Below are 19,479 nucleotides of genomic sequence, written 5' to 3' on the forward strand. Positions count from 1 at the left end.
CCTGAGTGTTTTAATCAAGTATAGTAAGCTCGCGTTTATAAGCTTTAATTAAAACAATGCGCGTTTAATCTGTTCTGTGAATCAATATACTATAAATTTAATTTAAATTAATCGGTTGTTAAAAATCTCAAGGACTTCCCTAGACTATTTTGATAAACTTGACGCCTAAAAATGCTACGGGGAAATAAAGCATGTGGCTTGAGCGACTGAGACGTCGATTAGCAAAACCAAAAACATCCGTACAATTATGCTTATTGGGCGTAAGTGCCGGATTAATTGCTGCATTTTTCATTATACTGTTTCGCCTAACCATTTTATTTTTTCAAAGCTTATTTTTAGAAACCCCTGACGACTTTACTACTCTCCCTACCCTAGAACGGGTATTAATGCCTTTGATTGCTGCACTTCTGATAGCCACATTTGCGGCTTTTACCGGCTTTAAACATTACCGCTTGGGTATCCCTTTTGTAATACACAGAATAAAACGTCATTACGGGCAAATGCCACTTTATAATACGGTTAACCAGTTTGTAGGCGGCGCGCTGGCACTTATCAGCGGTTTTTCTGTTGGCCGCGAAGGCCCCTCAGTTCATATGGGAGCAGCGGGGGCAAGCATATTAGCAAATAAACTACACTTACCCCACAACGCTATGCGTACCCTCAGTGGTTGTGGTGTTGCCGCGGGCATTGCTGCATCGTTCAACACCCCCCTGGCTGCGGTTATTTTTGTAATGGAAGTGGTGCTCAGAGAATACAAAGTGCATATTTTTGTGCCGATTATGCTTGCAGCCGTTACCGGCGCATTAGCAACACAGTTTGTATTTGGTGAAGGCTCAGAACTTGCGCTAATAACCATTGCCCCTTTAAGTGGGTGGCACTACCCCTATTTAATTTTATGCGGCATGGGATTAGGCGCGGTGGCTTATGCTTTTAATCAGAATTTAATGTTAATTATTAAAACCTTTAAACCACTTAGTATGTTTCCACGTTTAATGATTGCAGGGTGTATTGCCAGCTTAATTGCCTATGCAGTTCCACAAGCAATGGGCTCGGGTATGAGCGCTATCACTATTGCGGTTGAGTCACCTGAAAATATTCAACTACTCACCACTATTTTAATTGCTAAGTTATTAGCCACCTTATTTGCTATTGGCTTAGGTATTCCTGGTGGGTTGATAGGTCCGGTTATTGGGCTGGGCGTTTTAACCGGTACTTTAATGGCATTTTTTGCTCAATTTATTAGCCCCGGCACCGATATAGCCGGCACTTACGGGGTGCTGGGCATGGCAGGATTATTAGCGGCCACACTACACTCCCCCTTAGCGGCACTGACCACCGTAATGGAGCTGACCTCGTCACCGGAAATTATTGTGCCTGCGATGATCGTCATTACTACCGCCTACGTTACAGCTTTACAGGTATTTGGTAACCGCTCCATATTTTTACAGCAATTAGACTTTCAAGGGCTTCCCTATCATGTCTCTCCCGCCACTGAAGCCTTACAGAAAGTAGGAGTGATGGATGACATGGATGAAGACTTTAAACTGCTCTACTCCGACGATAAAGAGCAAATAAAAAACAGTCTAGATGCCATGGACAGTCAAACACCATTAATTGTATTTGATGAAGAAAATGGTTATCGCCTAGCTGAATATGACTTAAGTTTAATGTCTGATCAGGCGGTCAATATAAAATACATTAGCTTACAAGGTATTAGCAGCCAAGCCACCCTTGCAGATGCATTTGAAATTTTGAATGATAAACGCAGTGGTGCACTTTATGTATATAACTTATTAGATAATCAACAAATTATGGGATTACTAAGGTGGGATCAAATCCACCATATTTTAACCATACGTAACAGTTTACTTTAACAATAATGAGAACAATATGAGCGCATTATTAATCTACAAAACCTTGCACGTATTTTTTATGATTGCTTGGTTTGCCGGTATTTTTTACCTACCTCGACTTTTTGTTTATCACGCTATGAGTGAAGAAAAATCGTGTAACTCAATGCTAAAAGTAATGGAACGTCGGCTACTTTATTTTGTTACACCCTTTGCGGTGCTTACCGCAGTATTTGGCGTATTGACTATTGTTGAATACGGCCGAGAATGGTTTCGTTACAGCATGTGGCTGCATTACAAACTCGTGCTGGTGATTATTTTATATATTTATCATGGCTACTGTTTCAAATTGTTAGCTGATTTTAAACACGATAGAAATACCAAAAGCGATCGGTTTTATCGCATTTTCAACGAGCTACCTGTTTTAGCGCTACTCGTTATTGTCGCTTTGGCGATTATTAAGCCAAGCTTTTAGCAAAGGCTTATAAATTACGCTGCCAAGTCGCATACTAAGTTTGTATAATACGCGCGATTGCGTGCTCCTTTGTGGATTATCGCGCCTTTTTGAATAACTAGGAATAACCCCATGTTCAGTTTCCAAGGTGAAAATATACTCTCTGTTAATCAACTCGACCGAGACTGTATTGAACGCATATTTGCTGTGGCAAAAAAAATGGAGCCATACGCTAAAAAACAAAAGCGGACCAACGTGCTTGAAGGCGCTATTTTAGCAAATCTATTTTTTGAACCCAGTACACGTACTCGTGTTAGTTTTGGCACTGCGTTTAACTTACTCGGTGGACTAGTTCGTGAAACCACCGGCATGCAAAGCTCTGCGCTTGCTAAGGGCGAATCACTTTATGATACCGCACGTGTTATTTCAGCTTATGCTGATGCAGTTGCTATGCGCCATCCTGACTCAGGCTCGGTAGCTGAATTTGCAACAGGTTGCAGCGTACCAGTAATAAACGGTGGTGATGGACCCAATGAGCACCCTACCCAAGCACTGCTTGATTTACTAACTATTGAGCGTGAACTTAACCGCTTCGATCAAAATATCGATGGTATGCATATTGCGCTAGTCGGTGATTTAAAATATGGCCGTACTGTTCACTCACTCTCTAAGTTACTGTGTCATTACAAAGACATTAAGTTTTCGATGGTTGCCCCTAATGGCTTGCAAATGCCTGACTCAATTTTATCTGCGGTTGAAAATGCCGGTCATAAAATTGAACTGGTAGATAAAATGGAAGGTAACTTAGCAGCCGATATCGTTTATCAAACACGAATCCAAGAAGAGCGTTTTCCATCACAAGAAGAAGCTAATAAGTATCGTGGTGGATTTAGAATTAGCCAGTCTATTTATAATACTCATTGCAAACCTAATTCAGTATTAATGCACCCGCTTCCTCGCGATAGTCGCCTAGAGGCAAACGAACTTGATAACGACTTAAATGCTAACGACAATCTAGCGATATTCCGCCAAGTACAAAATGGTGTACTCATTCGTATGGCACTGTTTGCTTTAACCCTCGGCGTAGAAAACAAAGTCGAGCAGTATGAAGTAAGCGTTCCTTGGTTTAGCCGCAAACGCGACAGCTAAGCTTTAATTTTAAAGTGATAAAACAATAGGATTTTTCATGACAATTAGCCAAGACTTATTTAAACGAGCTCAAGACTCTATTCCTGGTGGAGTAAATTCGCCAGTGCGTGCATTTAATGGTGTAGGTGGTACTCCGCTGTTTATTACTAAAGCACAGGGCGCGTTTACATTTGATGCTGATGGCAACCGTTACATCGATTATGTAGGCTCTTGGGGTCCAATGATTATGGGCCACAATCACCCTGAAATTAAACAAGCAGTGCATGACGCGGTAGAAAATGGTTTAAGCTACGGAGCGCCTACTGAAGCTGAAATTTTAATGGCTGAAAAAGTAAAAGAGCTAGTACCATCAATCGAAAAAGTACGCATGGTGAGCTCTGGTACTGAAGCAACAATGAGTGCAATTCGTTTAGCCCGTGGTTTTACTGGTCGTGACAAAATCTTAAAATTTGAAGGGTGTTACCACGGCCATGCAGACTCATTATTAGTAAAAGCCGGCTCTGGCGCATTAACTATGGGTGTACCTAACTCTCCAGGTATTCCTGAAGATTTAGCTAAGCACACACTCACCGTTTCGTTTAACAATATTGAAGAAGTGAAAGCGATTTTTGTCAAGTACGCCGATGAAATCGCGTGTATTATTGTTGAACCAGTTGCCGGTAACATGAACTGTATTCCACCAGTACCCGGCTTTTTAGAAGGACTGCGTGAAGTATGTGATCAATACCAATCCGTGCTTATTTTTGATGAAGTAATGACAGGTTTTCGTGTCGCCCTTGGTGGCGCTCAAGCGTATTACAACATCAAACCAGACTTAACCTGTTTAGGTAAAGTAATTGGTGGTGGCATGCCAGTAGGCGCGTTTGGTGGTAAAACAGAAATCATGGATTACATAGCTCCTGTAGGCCCTGTTTATCAAGCGGGTACACTTTCAGGTAACCCTATTGCGATGGCAGCAGGCTTAAAATCACTCGAACTACTAAGCGCTCCTGGCGTGCATGATAAGTTAGAAGCCATTAGTAAAGCGATTTGTGAAGGCTTTGAAGCCGCAGCTAAAAAAGCAGGTATTGCCTTAACGACTAACTACGCTGGCGGTATGTATGGCTTTTTCTTCACCGATGCAGAAAAAGTAACTACTTACAAACAAGCCACTGAATGTGATTTAGAGCGCTTTAAAAAGTTCTTCCACTTAATGCTTGAAGAAGGGGTTTATTTAGCGCCTTCAGCGTTTGAAGCTGGTTTTGTGTGTGCTGCACACACAGAGCAAGAAGTTCAAGCAACGATTGAAGCAGCAGAGCGCGCTTTTGCTAAGCTATAACGTTTAGTTTTTAAAAACGCTTACCCATAAAAAAAGCCCTTTCGGGCTTTTTTTGTTTTTACTATTTAACGAATACATTCTGGTCTTGGTTTAAACTCACTGGCTCTAAGTGGCAGTTGAATCACTTTGCCACAGCCCGGTGGTGCTTGCTTCCCAGTTTGCTCGTTTACAAATGCCCACCTAATTGAAGGCGGACGGGTATCGGCAATTGCTTGCGGGTTTAGCGGTTTTAAATAACGAATATAGGTTTCAAGCGCGCCAACACTGCCGGTTAAGCCGGTGCTTTTATTATCGTCACGGCCTATCCATGCAACCGTTACTGTATTTTGATCAAATCCAGCAAACCAGCTGTCGCGTAATTCATTACTGGTGCCTGTTTTACCTGCCAACTGGATTGACGGAAAATGTAAGTTTAAGCGCTTAGCGGTGCCATCTTTAGTTACTCGCTTCATAGCATATTTGGTCATGTACATAGCATCTTTATCAAAGCGTTGCTCGTTAATTACTTTGTGCTTATAAAGTACTTTACCAACAGAGTCGGTTAACGCAGAAATAGACGTCAGCTCTCTGTATTCACCGTCTGCTGCAATCGTAGTATAAAGCTGTGCAACTTCAAAGCTCGACATTTCAATAGCCCCTAATAACAACGATGGGTATTCATTAATATAACCTTTAGCTCCTAACCCTCTGAGCGTGTTAGCCACTTTATCGACGCCTACATCAAGCCCTAAGTTAACTGCCGGTATATTAATACTGTGGCTAAATGCTTTATAAAGAGGCATAGCACCACGGTATTGATGATCAAAGTTTTCTGGCTGCCATACGTTACCCTCCTCGTTGCTGACTTGAACAGGCGAGTCATCAAGTAACGTCGCTAAGTTATAATGAGGAAGCTGCAGTGCACTTAAATATACTGCAGGTTTAACTAATGAGCCAATATTTCGTTTGGTATCGAGCACGCGGTTAAATCCTGAGTAGCGTACATCACGTCCAGCGACTAACGCTGATACACCGGCTTTTTCAACATTAACGGAGATCATCGCCGCTTCTAACTCTTTGGTATTTGGACGTCTTTCTAAATAAGGTAAACTGGCCTGAATCGACTCTTCCATCGCGGTTTGTTTTTGTAAATCAAAGTAGGTAAATACACGCACACCCGCATCCAATACGTCTTGATCGGGTAGTAGCTGTTTAAGCTCGCGATTAACCAACTCTAAGTAACCTGGATAAGACTTTTGCAAGCTGGCTTTCATTGGTGCAATATCAATTGCGCGCTTTAACGAGGCTCTATACTCTTTAGTAGAAATAAGTTTGTTATCGACCATTAAACGCAGCACTAGGTCACGACGCTCCATCGCACGTTCTTTGTAACGTCTAGGATTGTAATAAGATGGGCCTTTAACCATAGCCACCAGCAAGGCAATTTGGTCGTACTCGAGTTCATCAACAGGTTTGGCAAAGTAAAACTCGGCGGCCAGCCCCATTCCATGTACCCCTTGGTTGTATGACTGACCTAAGTACACTTCGTTTAAATAGGCTTCGAGAATCTGATCTTTTGAGTAACGGTAATCAAGAATAAGCGCAATAAAGGCTTCATTAATTTTACGGACTAACGAACGCTCACGGGTAAGGTAAATATTTTTAGCCAGCTGCTGGGTTAATGTACTCCCCCCTTGCACGGTGCGCCCTGCGCGAATATTGGTATACAAAGCGCGTAAAATTGAAAATACCGATACACCGTGATGATCATAAAAATCGCGGTCTTCAACTACTAATAAGGTATTTTTAAGCATGTCAGGAAATTTATCTAATGGTACAAACTCTCTATCTTGTTTTGAGTCATTACCAATACGGGCTATTTGTACAGGCTCTAATCTGGCAGTGTTTAAGCGACGGCCAAACTTATCTTTAATACTGGCTACCTTCTCTCCAGAGAAACGCAACTCAATAACATGAGCGCTCTCTAAACCATCATAAAATTCAAAGTCACGACGAAAAATCTTAATACTATTGGCTGTTTTAATATACTGCCCAGTCCGGCTTAAGCGATTAACCGCCGTGTAGTTTAAGCGCTTAAGCTCCCATAAAACTTCTTGCTCTGATAAAAACTGGCCTGGAAAAAAAGTCATTGAGCGGGCATATACTTGTGCCGGAAGTTGCCATTTATTACCTTCAAACTGGCGAGTTATTTTTGCATCAAGGTAAATAAAATAAAGTGCAATGGCGATAAACGTCGCCAGACTCAGTTTCCAAAAAATAGAAAACAACGTTTTAAAAAGTGGCCGTTTTGTGGTGCTTGAAGTTTTTTTAGTCGCACTTTTTCGCGCCGATGATTTAGATGACTTAGTAGCGCGCTTAGTCGAGGGTTTACTGGTCGATGTTTTCTTTTTTTCAGCCATTTAAGTGTAATATATTCCGAAGGTTAATTTAACGCGAGGAGCTTATCACATTACTCTAGCACCTGAAAAATTAACCTCCCCTGAAATCAAAAAAGCCCTAACAGAGTAGGGCTTTGATTGAACACACAATACTTTTAATTAATTACTTCTAACTGATACAAACTCTGGATAAGCATCAATACCACAATCGTGTTGATCCATACCGTTTAACTCTTCTTCTTCGGTAACACGAATACCCATGGTTTGCTTGAGGATTGCCCATACAATGAATGAAGCAATAAACACAAAACCAATAATACATAGTAGGCCAATCAACTGATTAACAATGCTGGCCTCAGCATTAGTAACAGGTACTAGCACGATACCTAGGATGCCACACACACCATGAACAGAAATAGCACCCACGGGATCATCTATCTTCGCTTTGTCCAGTGCGACAATACTAAGTATCACTAATGAGCCACCTAGTAAGCCAAATAAACACGCCATTAGTGGTGATGGTGATAATGGGTCTGCAGTAATAACCACTAAGCCTGCAAGTGCACCATTAAGTACCATGGTTAAATCGGCTTTGCCCCATAAAAGTTTACATAAGAACAAGGCTGAAATTGCCCCCATAGCTGCAGCAGCATTGGTATTAAGTAATATTTGACCTACCGCTGTTGCGTTTTCTTTATCTGAAATTAATAACTGTGATCCGCCGTTAAAGCCAAACCAACCCATCCATAAAATAAACGTACCCAATGTAGCAAGTGGCAAGTTTGAACCTGGAATTGGGTAAATTTCACCATTTTTACCATATTTACCTTTACGTGCACCCAGTAGTATTACACCCGCAAGCGCTGCAGCCGCACCCGTTGCATGTACAATGGCAGAGCCTGCAAAATCAACAAAGCCTAATTCAGATAAGAAGCCGCCACCCCATGTCCAGTAACCTTCAATTGGGTAAATTAATCCTGTAAGTACTACTGTAAACACTAAGAAAGCCCATAATTTCATACGCTCTGCTACGGCGCCAGATACAATAGACATGGCCGTTGCAACAAACACTACTTGGAAGAAAAAGTCAGATTCTAGTGAATGATTAGCATCTGCCGCTTGGCTACCTATTAGCCCACCAAACGAAGGAATAACGCCGCCTTCAACATTATCTACGTACATAATGTTGTAGCCTATCAACAAAAACATAGTACACGCGATAGAATAAAGCGCGATATTTTTAGTTAGAATTTCTGTGGTATTTTTAGAGCGCACTAAACCCGCTTCTAACATTGCAAAACCGGCTGCCATCCACATGACTAAGATGCCAGACATTAAAAAGTAAAACGTATCGAGCGAAAACTTCAGCTCTATAATTGTATTTTCCATGTTGCCCCCTTAAATTGCATCATCATCAAGCTCGCCAGTACGAATACGGACGATTTGGTCTAGGTCGTAAACAAAAATTTTGCCGTCACCAATTTTGCCCGTTCCAGCGACTTTGGTAATGGTTTCTACAACGCGTTGGCAATTTTCACTACGAGTAGCAATTTCAAGTTTAATTTTAGGTATAAAGTCAACCTGATATTCAGCACCACGGTATAACTCAGTATGCCCTCTTTGACGTCCAAATCCCTTAACGTCAACCACTGTCATTCCTTCGATGCCTAAATCAGCGAGTGCTTCACGCACATCATCTAGTTTGAATGGCTTTATTATTGCACTGATCATTTTCACAAAGGCCCCCTTAGGACGCTAGCTTGTTATTGTATTTCCTCTATACAATCCAACCTTTGTGCCATTTTTAAATTAATAATAAAAACATAAACTTAAAAAAATAAATAATATATAAAACAAAAAAGCGCACCATTTAGGTGCGCTTTTTTTATGCAAAATACTGCATTGGTGCGAGGTGGTTAAAAGCAAGACGTCATCTCTAGTGACCCGCTGCACAACGTTCTAAGTACTAATTAATTTTTTAAGCATAATGACTTACTCAGTCGCGTCGAGGGATAAATCAGCTCTTATAGCTTCACCCAGCCATAGCGATTCCATAGTTTTTACCACTCGAAAATGAAACTCTTCATGAGTAAAGGGCTTAGTTAAAAAGTCATTTGCACCCGATTTAATAAACTGCGTGGCAACACCATAACTATATACATCGGCCAGACCAATAATGGCTAATTGCTCACGACTTTTAACATTTCGAATTGCTCTAATTAATTCAAACCCATTCATATCAGTTAAATTATGATTAGTAATGACTAACTTAATTGCCCTATTATGGTTAAGTATATGCAATGCTTGAGCGCTATTATCAGCAGTAATAACATCAAATAACTGTTTTTCGAGCATTTGCTTAACCAAGCTACTGCTCAATAAAGAATTATCAACAACTAGCGCTTTTCGCCCTTGGTTACGCAGTAACTGTGCTACAAATTTAATGGCATAAAGGTAAGAGTCACGGTTATCTTTAATAATGTAATCAATAATCCCTAATTCCAGCATTTTTAAGCGCGTGGGCTCTTCTAATTGCGTTGTCATTAATAGCGTAGGGATACCTTGCGATAAAATATAGCGAGCAACATCCATATCGGTTTGTCCACTAAGTGGCAAATCAACTAAGGCGAGTGAGTAACTTGTTTGGCTCAGGAGTTGTTTGCATTGAGTAAGTGACGAGGCAAAATCAACCAAAACATCAAGATATTGAGCAGCAATGTGCTTAAATATCTGCTGTACTCTAATGTTATCTTCAACAATTAAAACGCGTTGCATAAACTCCCTTTTATTTGCGCCCACTCTTTAAGGTTATAAACCTAAAAAGAAATCACTTTCAATCATCCATATAGAAACAAATAAGCGACCAATGATTTAAGAAACTTAATTAATAATTAAATTTTTAAATCGCCTTAAACTTACAGTGCGGTATACACATCAAGCATATTTCGCCTGTTTGCTGTGATCAGATTAATCTTAATTACATAAACTCAACGATTATTATCGGCAGCTAGTCTCATTACTTTTGTTTTTTACTCAAATATCGCTATAACTGCAGTACATAAAATAAAAAGGGTCACTTATGAAATTTAGTCGAAGTCTATTTTTACCCATTGCCGCTATTGCGCTCACCCTAAGTAGCGCCTCGTTTGCCGATAATCAACGTCGCATTGATATTGACAGTAAAGTGGTTACCCAGCACAAAGCAAAAATAAATAATGAACGATTTTCTTACACAGTAGCAACTGGCACACAACCGGTATGGGATGACAAGGGAGACGCCATCGCAACCCTTCAATACACTTACTACACGCGCGATAAGGTCGATGATAGAACAAAGCGCCCATTACTTATTTCATTTAATGGTGGCCCAGGCTCAGCGTCAGTTTGGATGCATTTAGCATACACCGGCCCACGCGTTTTAAAAATTGACGACGAAGGCTACCCTATTCAACCTTACGGTGTTAAAGATAACCCTTATTCGGTTTTAGACGTAGCCGACATCGTTTACGTAAACCCTGTAAACACGGGTTATTCGCGTGTCGTTGAAGATAAAGATGGTAACCTTCTACCAAAGGATAAACAAAAAGAGTTATTTTTTGGTGTGAATGCCGATATAAAATATCTAGCAGAGTGGCTTAATACTTTTGTATCTCGCAATGAACGCTGGCGCTCTCCTAAATTTTTAATTGGTGAAAGCTATGGTACCACTCGTGTATCAGGCTTAGCGCATGAGCTACAAAATAGTCAATGGATGTACATTAACGGTGTTGTACTCGTTTCACCTACCGATATTGGTATTAAGCGCGACGGTCCTGTAAAAGCCGCTAACCGCTTACCTTACTTTGCAGCTACAGCGTGGTACCACAAGGCATTAAACGCTGATTTACAAGCTAAAGACTTAGACGAGCTATTACCTGAAGTGGAACAGTTTACCGTTAATGAGCTCATTCCCGCGCTTGCAAAAGGCGGATTTATTGCCCCAGATGAAAAACGTCGTATTATTAAAAAAATGGCCAAATATGCAGGTCTATCTGAAACATTTGTTAGCCAAAATAACTTAGACATCCCGACACAATTTTTTTGGAAAGAGCTATTACGTGAACGCGGACAAATGGTTGGTCGACTGGATTCTCGTTATTTAGGGATTGATAAGCGCGATGCCGGTGAATCACCAGATTACTGGGCAGAGCTTACATCGTGGCTGCACTCTTTTACCCCTGCAATTAACTACTACCTGCGTGAAGAGCTTAATTACAAAACCGACATCAAATATAACTTATTTGGTAACGTTCACCCATGGGATAGAAGCGGAAACAATACTGGTGAAAACTTGCGTTTAGCTATGGCTCAAAATCCGTATTTAAATGTGATGGTTCAAGCTGGCTATTTTGATGGTGCAACAAACTACTTTGATGCTAAATACACAATGTGGCAACTAGATCCAAGTGGTAAAATGCAAAATAGATTAAGCTTTAAAGGCTACCGCAGTGGCCACATGATGTACCTACGTCATGCAGATTTAGAAAGCTCTAACAACGATTTACGCGAGTTTATAAAACAGTCTATACCTAAAGACGGTGAATCCGCTAAATACTAATGATTATGCGCTTATAACAATTAAAAAAGTGACCACTCAGGTCACTTTTTTTTATATATAACTGAGGTCATTAGCTATGCGTGCAATTACCGGTGCGAATGACGGTTGGCTTTGCTGTGTACTGCTTTGTCGTGAGTATTTCAGCTAGATTTATTAGCGTGTTAAAGGTGCTTTTTAGAGCGACTCGGTTATTTAGCCAATTGGGTATATTTCCGCCTGGTAACGCATAAACCTGATAGTCAATATGCAAGTTATTCGCTTGCTGAGTCAGTAACCACGTCGCATCTAATGTGCTTATTCTTACTACCCCTTTAGTTTGAGGTAAAAAATCAGGACGGGCATGAATACTAAGTTGAGTTTGCAACGCGCTGCGTTTTGTATAGCACGAATACGTGACTAAATCTCTATTTGCAACGGGCCAAGGGGAGTCAATAAAGCTGTAAACAAGGTTTTCTGAGGGGCTTAAATATCTCAGTAATTTTACTTTAGCAATATTTTCTATCCAGCGGGGAGCAGCATCGGTATCACTGAGTAAGGCGATTAAATCTTCTGCTGTGGTATTCTTAACCACCGTTTCAGCTTTCATTTTCAAGGTATCATCGCTCAAACGCTGAAAATAAACACTCACCCCCTGTTTACTCTCGTAAAGCTGCCAAGAGGGCTGTGAATACACATTTGTAACAAAACACAAAAGCGATAGAATAATGCACTTTTGCAACAAGTTAAGCGTGCAAAAGTGCTTAGCCATCAAAGCCAATACGGTTCTGTATCAAATGAAGCGTGTCGACTTTGCTCCATGGCACTGACTAAAAAGTCAGACTTTTGTTCCAACCATAGTTGTATTTTTGCTAATTGAGCATCTTCTTGCCCGCCACACAGCTGTTTTAAATAATCAAGCGTGCTTAGCTCATACATGCCATGAGAAATATCGAGCCAAGGAAGCCTAAATTCTAATCGTTCATCTTTATTAAACAGTGCACCTAAACAGTTACCACTGAGTAAGCTATTTTCTAACTGAGTACGAAAATTTAAATAATCATTGCCCGCTAAACTTTGCTCTTTAGGCAATAAGCGGTGTAAATTTTTCCAATCTTTATCAAATAAACGATGAGCAATATCAATAACGGGCTGCTCAGCGTTTTGTAGCTCTGCTTGGCTCCAGTCTTTACGCCACTGCTTATTTATCAGCCACGTTGTTAAGCTCAGCAATAAACGGTTGTAACGCGCACTATGAAAAAGCGCAAAAATATCATCAATACTCGGTTGTAACTCTTTTAAATCGTTAATAACTTGAGCTAAGGCGGGCGCACTGTTTATTTTTTTATAAAAAGCATGGCGCTTAGAAGTGTAAGTTTTTAACTGAATGGCATTTTCAACCCATGCTAATTCACTCAATAACCACTTTAACTCCGTTCTGAGGTGCTCGGTGCTGTCTTTACTGACAATATCATCAAATAACCAAAAGTTATGACGAATTAAACTAATACCGTCGGTCACACGTTTTAATGTTTTTAAACTTGGCTTATCAAAATAGCATTGCTCATGTTTTTGCACAAAGCGAATACCAAAGCCCATGGCTTCAATAAGTGCTTGCTCTTGAGTGGCTTGCTTAGTAAGTTTAACAAAACCGATAGATTTACTCGGTTGTAACGGTGTGTTATCCGCTAGGCGGTAGCCTCTTGCTGCTTTTGAATAAAGCCCCAAGCGCACACTGTTTTGGCTTATTAATTTATCTGCTAAAGCAAATAGCTCATCCCGGCTACCTTCGACGAGCTCTATTTCAAGCTCGCTAATAATCTCCACTTTACCCGAGGCGGCCACTTCACCTTTATCTAATACCACTTCAATTTTGGCACCATTTTGCGTTTCAATTAACCACGTACGGCGGATAAAATTAGTACTAAATATAGGGTAGAGGTTTTGTGATATAACATCAATTTGCATGCCGTGTGGCCAAATTGATGAATCAAACGCCATTAAATTAGGTCGGTGTGTTTCTATGGGAAGGTTATATTCTGGACGTTGATGTAATCCCCCCACCACGTCTCCTGCAAGCTTAATTGTTTGCTCACAGCGCTCGTCTGTACAACGCGTTCTAAAACCAATATCGAGTGCTCTCAGCTCTCTGCTTGGCGTATCAAAATAAGCATTTTGCAAACTTTTAGAAGGCTTGTTTGTGACTGTTTTTGCAAATTGAGTAATTAACGAGGGGATCAGTGGAATGACGTCATCTGATACCAAAAACTTCAGTTCTATCTCAGTATCCATTAGGCTTGCGGATTACCCTTAAAATTAATAAGTGCTCAAAATAAACAAAGCAGACCTATATTGCAAATTTTTTAGTCATAAACACGCAAGCAAAATGCTTTGGTTACAATATCTATCTTGCTATTAAACTATTAAATCCATACTATCTATATACTTATGCGAAATAAAAATCACGTTCACAACGGACACTGCTAGATTAACAAGGTAGATAAATGCTAAAACACTGTTTACTATGGCTGCTTTTAACAGCCGCCCCGTTTATGAGCCAAGCAGAGGAAGCTCAATCAACGCCGCCTACTAATGCTAAAACAGCTTATATAATCGATAACTTGTATACTTTTATGCGTTCAGGCGCCAGTAAAGACTATCGCTTACTCGGTTCTATAGATGCAGGCACGCAACTGACTTTATTATCTGATGAACAAAACGGTTTTATAAAAGTTAAAGATGATAAAGACCGTGAAGGCTGGGTAGAGGCTAAATTCATCAGCGAATCAGCTGGTTTAAAGCAGCAGTATCAAGCGCTTAACAGCGAAATTAGCGCTATGCAAAATAAATTACGCCAAGCGCAAGTAGAATTACCTGAACTACAAGAACAAAACTCACAGCTAACCGAACAAAATGCTCAGCTGTTAGCACAAATAAGTCAATTACAAGACTCGCTTGCTCAAGAACAACAATTAAAGCAAGCAACCAGTGCTAAAGAAAAGCGTCAGCTACTCACTTATGGTGGTGCTATTGCATTTTTAGGTTTGTTCTTAGGAATTATTTTAACTATTGTGTTATCGCGCAGAAAACGCTATGAAGGTTGGGCGTAAGCGCCACCTATATTGCAGGCATAAAAAAGCATCAAAAAGATGCTTTTTTTATGCCTACAATTTTTTATACCTGCAATAATGTACTCAAAGGTTACATATCTAAACGCAGTCCAGGATCTTGTTTTATTTTTTCTATTACCATGTAAGTGTGGTGTGTACCCACTCCCGGAATATCGACCAAATCACCTAATACTTCTCTGTATTCGTCCATATTAGAGACACGAATTTTTAATAAATAGTCGTAACCACCCGCTACCATGTCACATTCAACAACCTGCTTAATTTTAAGAATGTGTTCGCGAAACACTTTAAATACCGCTGTATTTGAGGTGACTAACGATACCTGCACATGCGCCAATAAGCTTTGATTGAGCTTTTCCTCGCTTAACTTTGCAAAATATCCCTCAATGTAGCCTTCTTGCTCCAGACGTTTAACTCTATCTAAACAAGGACTAGGACTTAAATTCACTTGTTTTGCGAGGTTAACATTTGAAATTCTACCATTGCGCTGCAAAACGTCTAAAATTGATATATCGATACGATCAAGCAGGCGTAATCTATTCGGATTAGTCATATCAGTATTTTATATGGATAAGTTAATAATATGCCCTGTAAATTATCGTAAAACGGCAAAATTAACCAGCATATTCTGCTGGATTTTAATTAGAATGCACGCTTTACACCAACAACATTTAGCGGTAATTAACAATTACCCTAAGTCTTAACACTCCTGAGGGTTGCTTATGTTATTCAATGGCGATTTAACAACGACTTGTCCGATCAGACAAAAGATCCGTGACTTCTACCGTATAGATGAAAATGCGGTTATTGATCACATTTTACCACTTGCAGAAGTCGGTGTTAAAGCACGAAGCCGTGCATGGGAAAGAGCTCGCCAAATAGTTTTAAACATTCGTAAAGACCAAGACGGTCAAAGCGGTGTTGATGCGCTATTAAATGAATTTTCACTATCGAGTGAAGAGGGTGTGGTATTAATGTGTTTAGCCGAAGCGCTGCTTCGTGTTCCTGATAAAGCAACTCAAGAAACATTAATACGTGATAAATTAGCAAACGGCGATTGGAGCTCTCACTTAGGTAGTAGTGACTCTTTATTCGTTAATGCCTCGTCTTGGGGATTATTAGTAACCGGTAAAATGGTTAACTATAACGATAAGACTAAAGAGCAACAGTTTGGCATACTCAAAAAAACCATTGGTCGTTTAGGCGAGCCAGTTATACGTAAGTCTGTTAACTTTGCTATGAAGATAATGGGCAAACAGTTCGTAATGGGTCGTACCATTAACGAAGCGATTGAGCGTGCTGCTGAAAAAGAGCAAAAAGGCTATGTATATTCTTACGATATGCTAGGCGAAGGTGCTCGCACAATGAAAGACGCCAAGCGTTACTTTGATAGCTACATGAATGCGATTCATGCTATCGGTAAAGCCGCAAATGGCCGTGGTCCAATAAAAAGCCCAGGTATTTCTGTAAAGTTATCGGCTATTCACCCTCGATATGAGTTCACTCATAGAGAGCGTGTAATGGAAGAAATCGTTCCAAAACTAAAAGAACTAGCCCTTGCCGCTAAAAAATACGATATCGGCTTTACTGTTGATGCTGAAGAAGCTGACCGTTTAGATATTTCTCTTGATGTTATTGAGGCAGTATTTAGCGATGACGATTTAGGCGATTGGCAAGGTTTTGGTTTAGCGGTTCAGGCTTATCAAAAACGCGCTATTTTTGTTATTGAATGGCTAACCGACCTAGCAACTCGTGTGGGTCGTAAAATGATGGTGCGTTTAGTAAAAGGCGCATACTGGGATACAGAAATCAAAACCACACAACAAGATGGTTTAGATTACTTCCCGGTGTTTACCCGTAAAGCAACCACGGATGTATCATATAAAGCGTGTGCGATTAAAATGCTTGAAGCACGTGATGTACTTTACCCGCAATTTGCAACACACAACGCCTACACCGCAGCGACTATTTTAGAAGTGGCCAAAGGTGATAACCAAGGTTTTGAATTCCAACGTCTTCACGGTATGGGTGAATCTTTATTTGACCAAATCGTTGATGAAGAAAAAATTCAGTGCCGCGTATACGCACCGGTCGGCCAACACGAAGACCTACTTGCTTACCTTGTGCGTCGTTTACTAGAAAACGGCGCTAACTCGTCATTTGTAAATGCCATTGTAGATACCACACAACCGGTTGAAGCATTATTGCCAGATCCTGTTGAAACACTGCAAGGTTTACGTAATAAATACAACACACAGATAAAAATGCCAATTGATTTATACGGTGAAGAACGTGCCAATTCAAAAGGTATGGACTTAACTGATATTAACGTGATCACCCCGTTTAAAGAAAATTTAGACACTTGGTTTGAAGAGCACTTAATTGATGAAAGCCAAGTACCAGAGGGCGCGCTGGCAGTTAAAAACCCTGCAAACCATAAAGAAATTATTGGCCATATAAAATTACAAAATAGCGATGAAATGAAAGTGTTGCTAGCCAACGCTGAAACCGCATTTGAATCATGGTCACAAACACCGGTAAAAGAGCGCGCCAATTTATTACGTCGCGTTGCTGATATTTTAGAGCGCCATCACGATGAGCTTGTTGCTATCTGTATTAAAGAAGCAGGTAAAGTAGCACAAGATGGTATTGATGAAGTACGTGAAGCCGTTGATTTTTGTCGTTACTACGCAGCCCGTGCAGAAGAGCTTGCGCAAGATGAGCGCTTTGAAGCCCGTGGTGTTATTTTATGTATTAGCCCATGGAACTTCCCGCTCGCTATTTTCTTGGGTCAAGTTGCAGCGGCCATTGTTACCGGTAACACGGTTATTGCAAAACCAGCAGAGCAAACCAGCTTAATCGCACTTCGTGCCATTGAATTAATGCTATCAGTTGGTTTACCTGAGCACGTTGTACAACCTGTCATTGCTCGCGGTAGCGAAGTAGGTAAAACCATTGTTCCTGATGAGCGTATTCAAGCTGTTATGTTTACAGGTTCAACTGAAACGGGCACGCTTATCTCGCAAACATTAGCAGCACGTAACGATATTCAGGTGCCTTTAATTGCAGAGACTGGCGGCCAAAACTGTATGATTGTTGACTCAACAGCGCTTCCTGAGCAAGTTGTTGATGATGTTATCAGTTCTGGTTTCCAAAGTGCAGGTCAACGTTGTTCAGCATTACGCGTACTCTTTATTCAAGAAGACGTAGCTGATGGCATTATCGATATGCTTAAAGGCGCACTTGCTGAGTTGCATATTGGCGACCCATCATTACTCTCTACAGACGTAGGCCCAGTAATAGATGAAAAAGCGCTTAAAACACTCAACGACCATGTTGAATACCTCAAGGGTAATGCAACACTTCACTATGAGTGTAAAATTCCTGATAACAGCGAAAATGGCGCATTTTTCTTTGCACCACGTTTATACGAAATTAAAGACTTATCGGTATTAAAACGTGAAGTATTTGGCCCGTGTGTGCATGTTATCCGCTTTAAATCGAGTGAGCTTGATAGTGTTGTCGACCAAATCAACAACACGGGTTACGGCTTAACAATGGGTATTCATTCTCGCATTGAAGAACGTTGTGAACATTTAGCGAAAATGTCGCGTGCAGGTAACGTATACATCAACCGTAATATGATTGGTGCCATTGTTGGCGTGCAACCGTTTGGTGGCCGTGGACTCTCTGGTACTGGCCCTAAAGCCGGTGGACCAAACTACCTACAACGCCTAATAAAAGAAAAAGCTTCACCAGATAACGTACAAATGACTAACCTAACGCCAGATGAGCTTGATTTACACCACTACAGTGGCGCAAATGAGCAAGTAGAAAAGCTGATGGTTAACTCTATGCGCGATGAAAAAATCTGGCGTGCAACGCCACTGAATGATCGTGTTTCTGCGGTACGTCAGTTATTAGCGAAAGTAGCGACGGTTGAAATTATTGACGACCTCGCGGACGATTTAGCGTTAACACTTGCCGATGCTCGCGCTCAGTTAAACCGCTTAGAAAAGCACATGCGTAAATATACAACATTGCCAGGGCCAACAGGTGAGTCGAATACACTTCACCTTGAAGCTCGGGGTTGTGTGGTTTGTTACGCAGATAAAAGCACCTCATTTAACTTTTGGGCACTGTCTATTATTACCGCACTAGCGGCTGGTAATACGGTAATTACTGTTGCATCTGAAATATTTTACGACGAAGCGGTTGCCTTTAGAGATAAGTTTATTGCAACCGGCGTTGCTGAAGGTGTTTTCCAAGTAGCTAAACCAAACCAGTTACAAGCTATATTGGCACACCCTCACCTAGCGGGTGCGGTAGTTGCTGCACGTTCTTCTCGCTTAGGCTACTTCAGCCAACAGCTTGCACAACGTAAAGGCGCAATACTGCCAGTGATCAGCTCAGAGTATTACGACACGCTAATTAAGCGCTTAATTACTGAAAAAACAATCAGTATCGATACAACGGCATCAGGCGGTAACACCTCGTTGATGACGCTTGTTGAAGATGATGAATAGAAAATAGTCATCATTTAATTAAAAAGGCATCAATTTGATGCCTTTTTTTATTTCTAAATGTGAATTTATTTGTTACTTTCTCTAATCATATTTGTTAATT

14 protein-coding genes are annotated in these 19,479 nt (G+C 40.7%); 7 read left to right on the forward strand and 7 right to left on the reverse strand.

What is annotated here, in order from left to right; all coding sequences use genetic code 11:
* Positions 1-191 precede the first annotated feature (191 nt).
* The 4 genes from BM380_RS09740 to hemL all read left to right on the forward strand — a co-directional run bounded on the left by BM380_RS09740 (position 192) and on the right by hemL (position 4,771).
* Positions 192-1,874, forward strand: coding sequence for a chloride channel protein (locus BM380_RS09740; RefSeq protein ID WP_016899367.1), 1,683 nt, complete (start codon positions 192-194; stop codon positions 1,872-1,874).
* A gap of 16 nt (positions 1,875-1,890) precedes the next feature.
* Positions 1,891-2,325, forward strand: coding sequence for a CopD family protein (locus BM380_RS09745; RefSeq protein ID WP_010391077.1), 435 nt, complete (start codon positions 1,891-1,893; stop codon positions 2,323-2,325).
* 111 nt (positions 2,326-2,436) lie between these two features.
* Positions 2,437-3,453: an aspartate carbamoyltransferase gene (locus BM380_RS09750; RefSeq protein WP_013464336.1), complete on the forward strand. Its 1,017-nt coding sequence runs from the start codon at positions 2,437-2,439 to the stop codon at positions 3,451-3,453.
* Between the two features lie 37 nt (positions 3,454-3,490).
* A complete protein-coding gene (gene hemL / locus BM380_RS09755) occupies positions 3,491-4,771 on the forward strand; it encodes a glutamate-1-semialdehyde 2,1-aminomutase (protein WP_090494151.1) in 1,281 nt (426 codons plus the stop codon).
* 65 nt (positions 4,772-4,836) lie between these two features.
* On the opposite strand, the gene mrcB is transcribed toward hemL, so the two are convergent.
* The 4 genes from mrcB to BM380_RS09775 all read right to left on the reverse strand — a co-directional run bounded on the left by mrcB (position 4,837) and on the right by BM380_RS09775 (position 9,924).
* Positions 4,837-7,170 (reverse strand): penicillin-binding protein 1B, encoded by a 2,334-nt coding sequence (gene mrcB / locus BM380_RS09760; RefSeq protein WP_090494153.1) that lies wholly within the window; start codon positions 7,168-7,170, stop codon positions 4,837-4,839.
* Positions 7,171-7,308: 138 nt separating this feature from the next.
* Positions 7,309-8,538 (reverse strand): ammonium transporter, encoded by a 1,230-nt coding sequence (locus tag BM380_RS09765; RefSeq protein WP_016899363.1) that lies wholly within the window; start codon positions 8,536-8,538, stop codon positions 7,309-7,311.
* 9 nt (positions 8,539-8,547) lie between these two features.
* Positions 8,548-8,886, reverse strand: coding sequence for a P-II family nitrogen regulator (locus tag BM380_RS09770; protein ID WP_010391070.1), 339 nt, complete (start codon positions 8,884-8,886; stop codon positions 8,548-8,550).
* Between the two features lie 255 nt (positions 8,887-9,141).
* On the reverse strand, positions 9,142-9,924 hold the full coding sequence (locus BM380_RS09775; protein ID WP_090494155.1) for a response regulator: 783 nt from the start codon (positions 9,922-9,924) through the stop codon (positions 9,142-9,144).
* 304 nt (positions 9,925-10,228) lie between these two features.
* Here BM380_RS09775 and BM380_RS09780 point away from each other — a divergent pair, with 304 nt between their 5' ends.
* Complete coding sequence (locus BM380_RS09780) at positions 10,229-11,746, forward strand: S10 family peptidase (RefSeq protein ID WP_090494157.1); 1,518 nt, start codon at positions 10,229-10,231, stop codon at positions 11,744-11,746.
* Between the two features lie 70 nt (positions 11,747-11,816).
* On the opposite strand, the gene BM380_RS09785 is transcribed toward BM380_RS09780, so the two are convergent.
* The gene (locus tag BM380_RS09785) at positions 11,817-12,494 is read right to left on the reverse strand and encodes an START domain-containing protein (RefSeq protein ID WP_090494160.1); all 678 of its coding nucleotides are present in this window, start codon (positions 12,492-12,494) and stop codon (positions 11,817-11,819) included.
* Positions 12,494-14,014 carry a CYTH and CHAD domain-containing protein gene (locus BM380_RS09790; RefSeq protein ID WP_033104048.1) on the reverse strand — a complete coding sequence of 507 codons (1,521 nt, stop codon included), beginning with the start codon at positions 14,012-14,014 and terminating at the stop codon, positions 12,494-12,496. The genes BM380_RS09785 and BM380_RS09790 overlap by 1 nt, the downstream gene beginning before the upstream one ends.
* 212 nt (positions 14,015-14,226) lie before the next feature.
* On the opposite strand from BM380_RS09790, the gene BM380_RS09795 reads away from it, so the two are divergent.
* Positions 14,227-14,832 (forward strand): TIGR04211 family SH3 domain-containing protein, encoded by a 606-nt coding sequence (locus BM380_RS09795; protein ID WP_013464329.1) that lies wholly within the window; start codon positions 14,227-14,229, stop codon positions 14,830-14,832.
* Positions 14,833-14,923: 91 nt separating this feature from the next.
* On the opposite strand, the gene BM380_RS09800 is transcribed toward BM380_RS09795, so the two are convergent.
* Entirely contained in the window at positions 14,924-15,406 is a 483-nt protein-coding gene (locus BM380_RS09800; protein WP_090494162.1) for a winged helix-turn-helix transcriptional regulator, read from the reverse strand.
* A gap of 169 nt (positions 15,407-15,575) precedes the next feature.
* Between BM380_RS09800 and putA the strand changes: the two genes are divergently transcribed.
* Complete coding sequence (gene putA, locus BM380_RS09805; protein WP_013464326.1) at positions 15,576-19,379, forward strand: bifunctional proline dehydrogenase/L-glutamate gamma-semialdehyde dehydrogenase PutA; 3,804 nt, start codon at positions 15,576-15,578, stop codon at positions 19,377-19,379.
* The last annotated feature ends 100 nt before the right edge of the window (positions 19,380-19,479 follow it).

Source organism: Pseudoalteromonas sp. DSM 26666, from assembly GCF_900116475.1.
Taxonomy (GTDB): Bacteria; Pseudomonadota; Gammaproteobacteria; order Enterobacterales; family Alteromonadaceae; genus Pseudoalteromonas; species Pseudoalteromonas tetraodonis.

Coding starts and splice junctions, on each gene's coding strand:
- BM380_RS09740 (WP_016899367.1), top strand. CDS start 192: ATGTGGCTTGAGCGACTGAGACGTCGATTAGCAAAACCAAAAACATCC.
- BM380_RS09745 (WP_010391077.1), top strand. CDS start 1,891: ATGAGCGCATTATTAATCTACAAAACCTTGCACGTATTTTTTATGATT.
- BM380_RS09750 (WP_013464336.1), top strand. CDS start 2,437: ATGTTCAGTTTCCAAGGTGAAAATATACTCTCTGTTAATCAACTCGAC.
- hemL (WP_090494151.1), top strand. CDS start 3,491: ATGACAATTAGCCAAGACTTATTTAAACGAGCTCAAGACTCTATTCCT.
- mrcB (WP_090494153.1), bottom strand. CDS start 7,170: ATGGCTGAAAAAAAGAAAACATCGACCAGTAAACCCTCGACTAAGCGC.
- BM380_RS09765 (WP_016899363.1), bottom strand. CDS start 8,538: ATGGAAAATACAATTATAGAGCTGAAGTTTTCGCTCGATACGTTTTAC.
- BM380_RS09775 (WP_090494155.1), bottom strand. CDS start 9,924: ATGCAACGCGTTTTAATTGTTGAAGATAACATTAGAGTACAGCAGATA.
- BM380_RS09780 (WP_090494157.1), top strand. CDS start 10,229: ATGAAATTTAGTCGAAGTCTATTTTTACCCATTGCCGCTATTGCGCTC.
- BM380_RS09785 (WP_090494160.1), bottom strand. CDS start 12,494: ATGGCTAAGCACTTTTGCACGCTTAACTTGTTGCAAAAGTGCATTATT.
- BM380_RS09790 (WP_033104048.1), bottom strand. CDS start 14,014: ATGGATACTGAGATAGAACTGAAGTTTTTGGTATCAGATGACGTCATT.
- BM380_RS09795 (WP_013464329.1), top strand. CDS start 14,227: ATGCTAAAACACTGTTTACTATGGCTGCTTTTAACAGCCGCCCCGTTT.
- BM380_RS09800 (WP_090494162.1), bottom strand. CDS start 15,406: ATGACTAATCCGAATAGATTACGCCTGCTTGATCGTATCGATATATCA.
- putA (WP_013464326.1), top strand. CDS start 15,576: ATGTTATTCAATGGCGATTTAACAACGACTTGTCCGATCAGACAAAAG.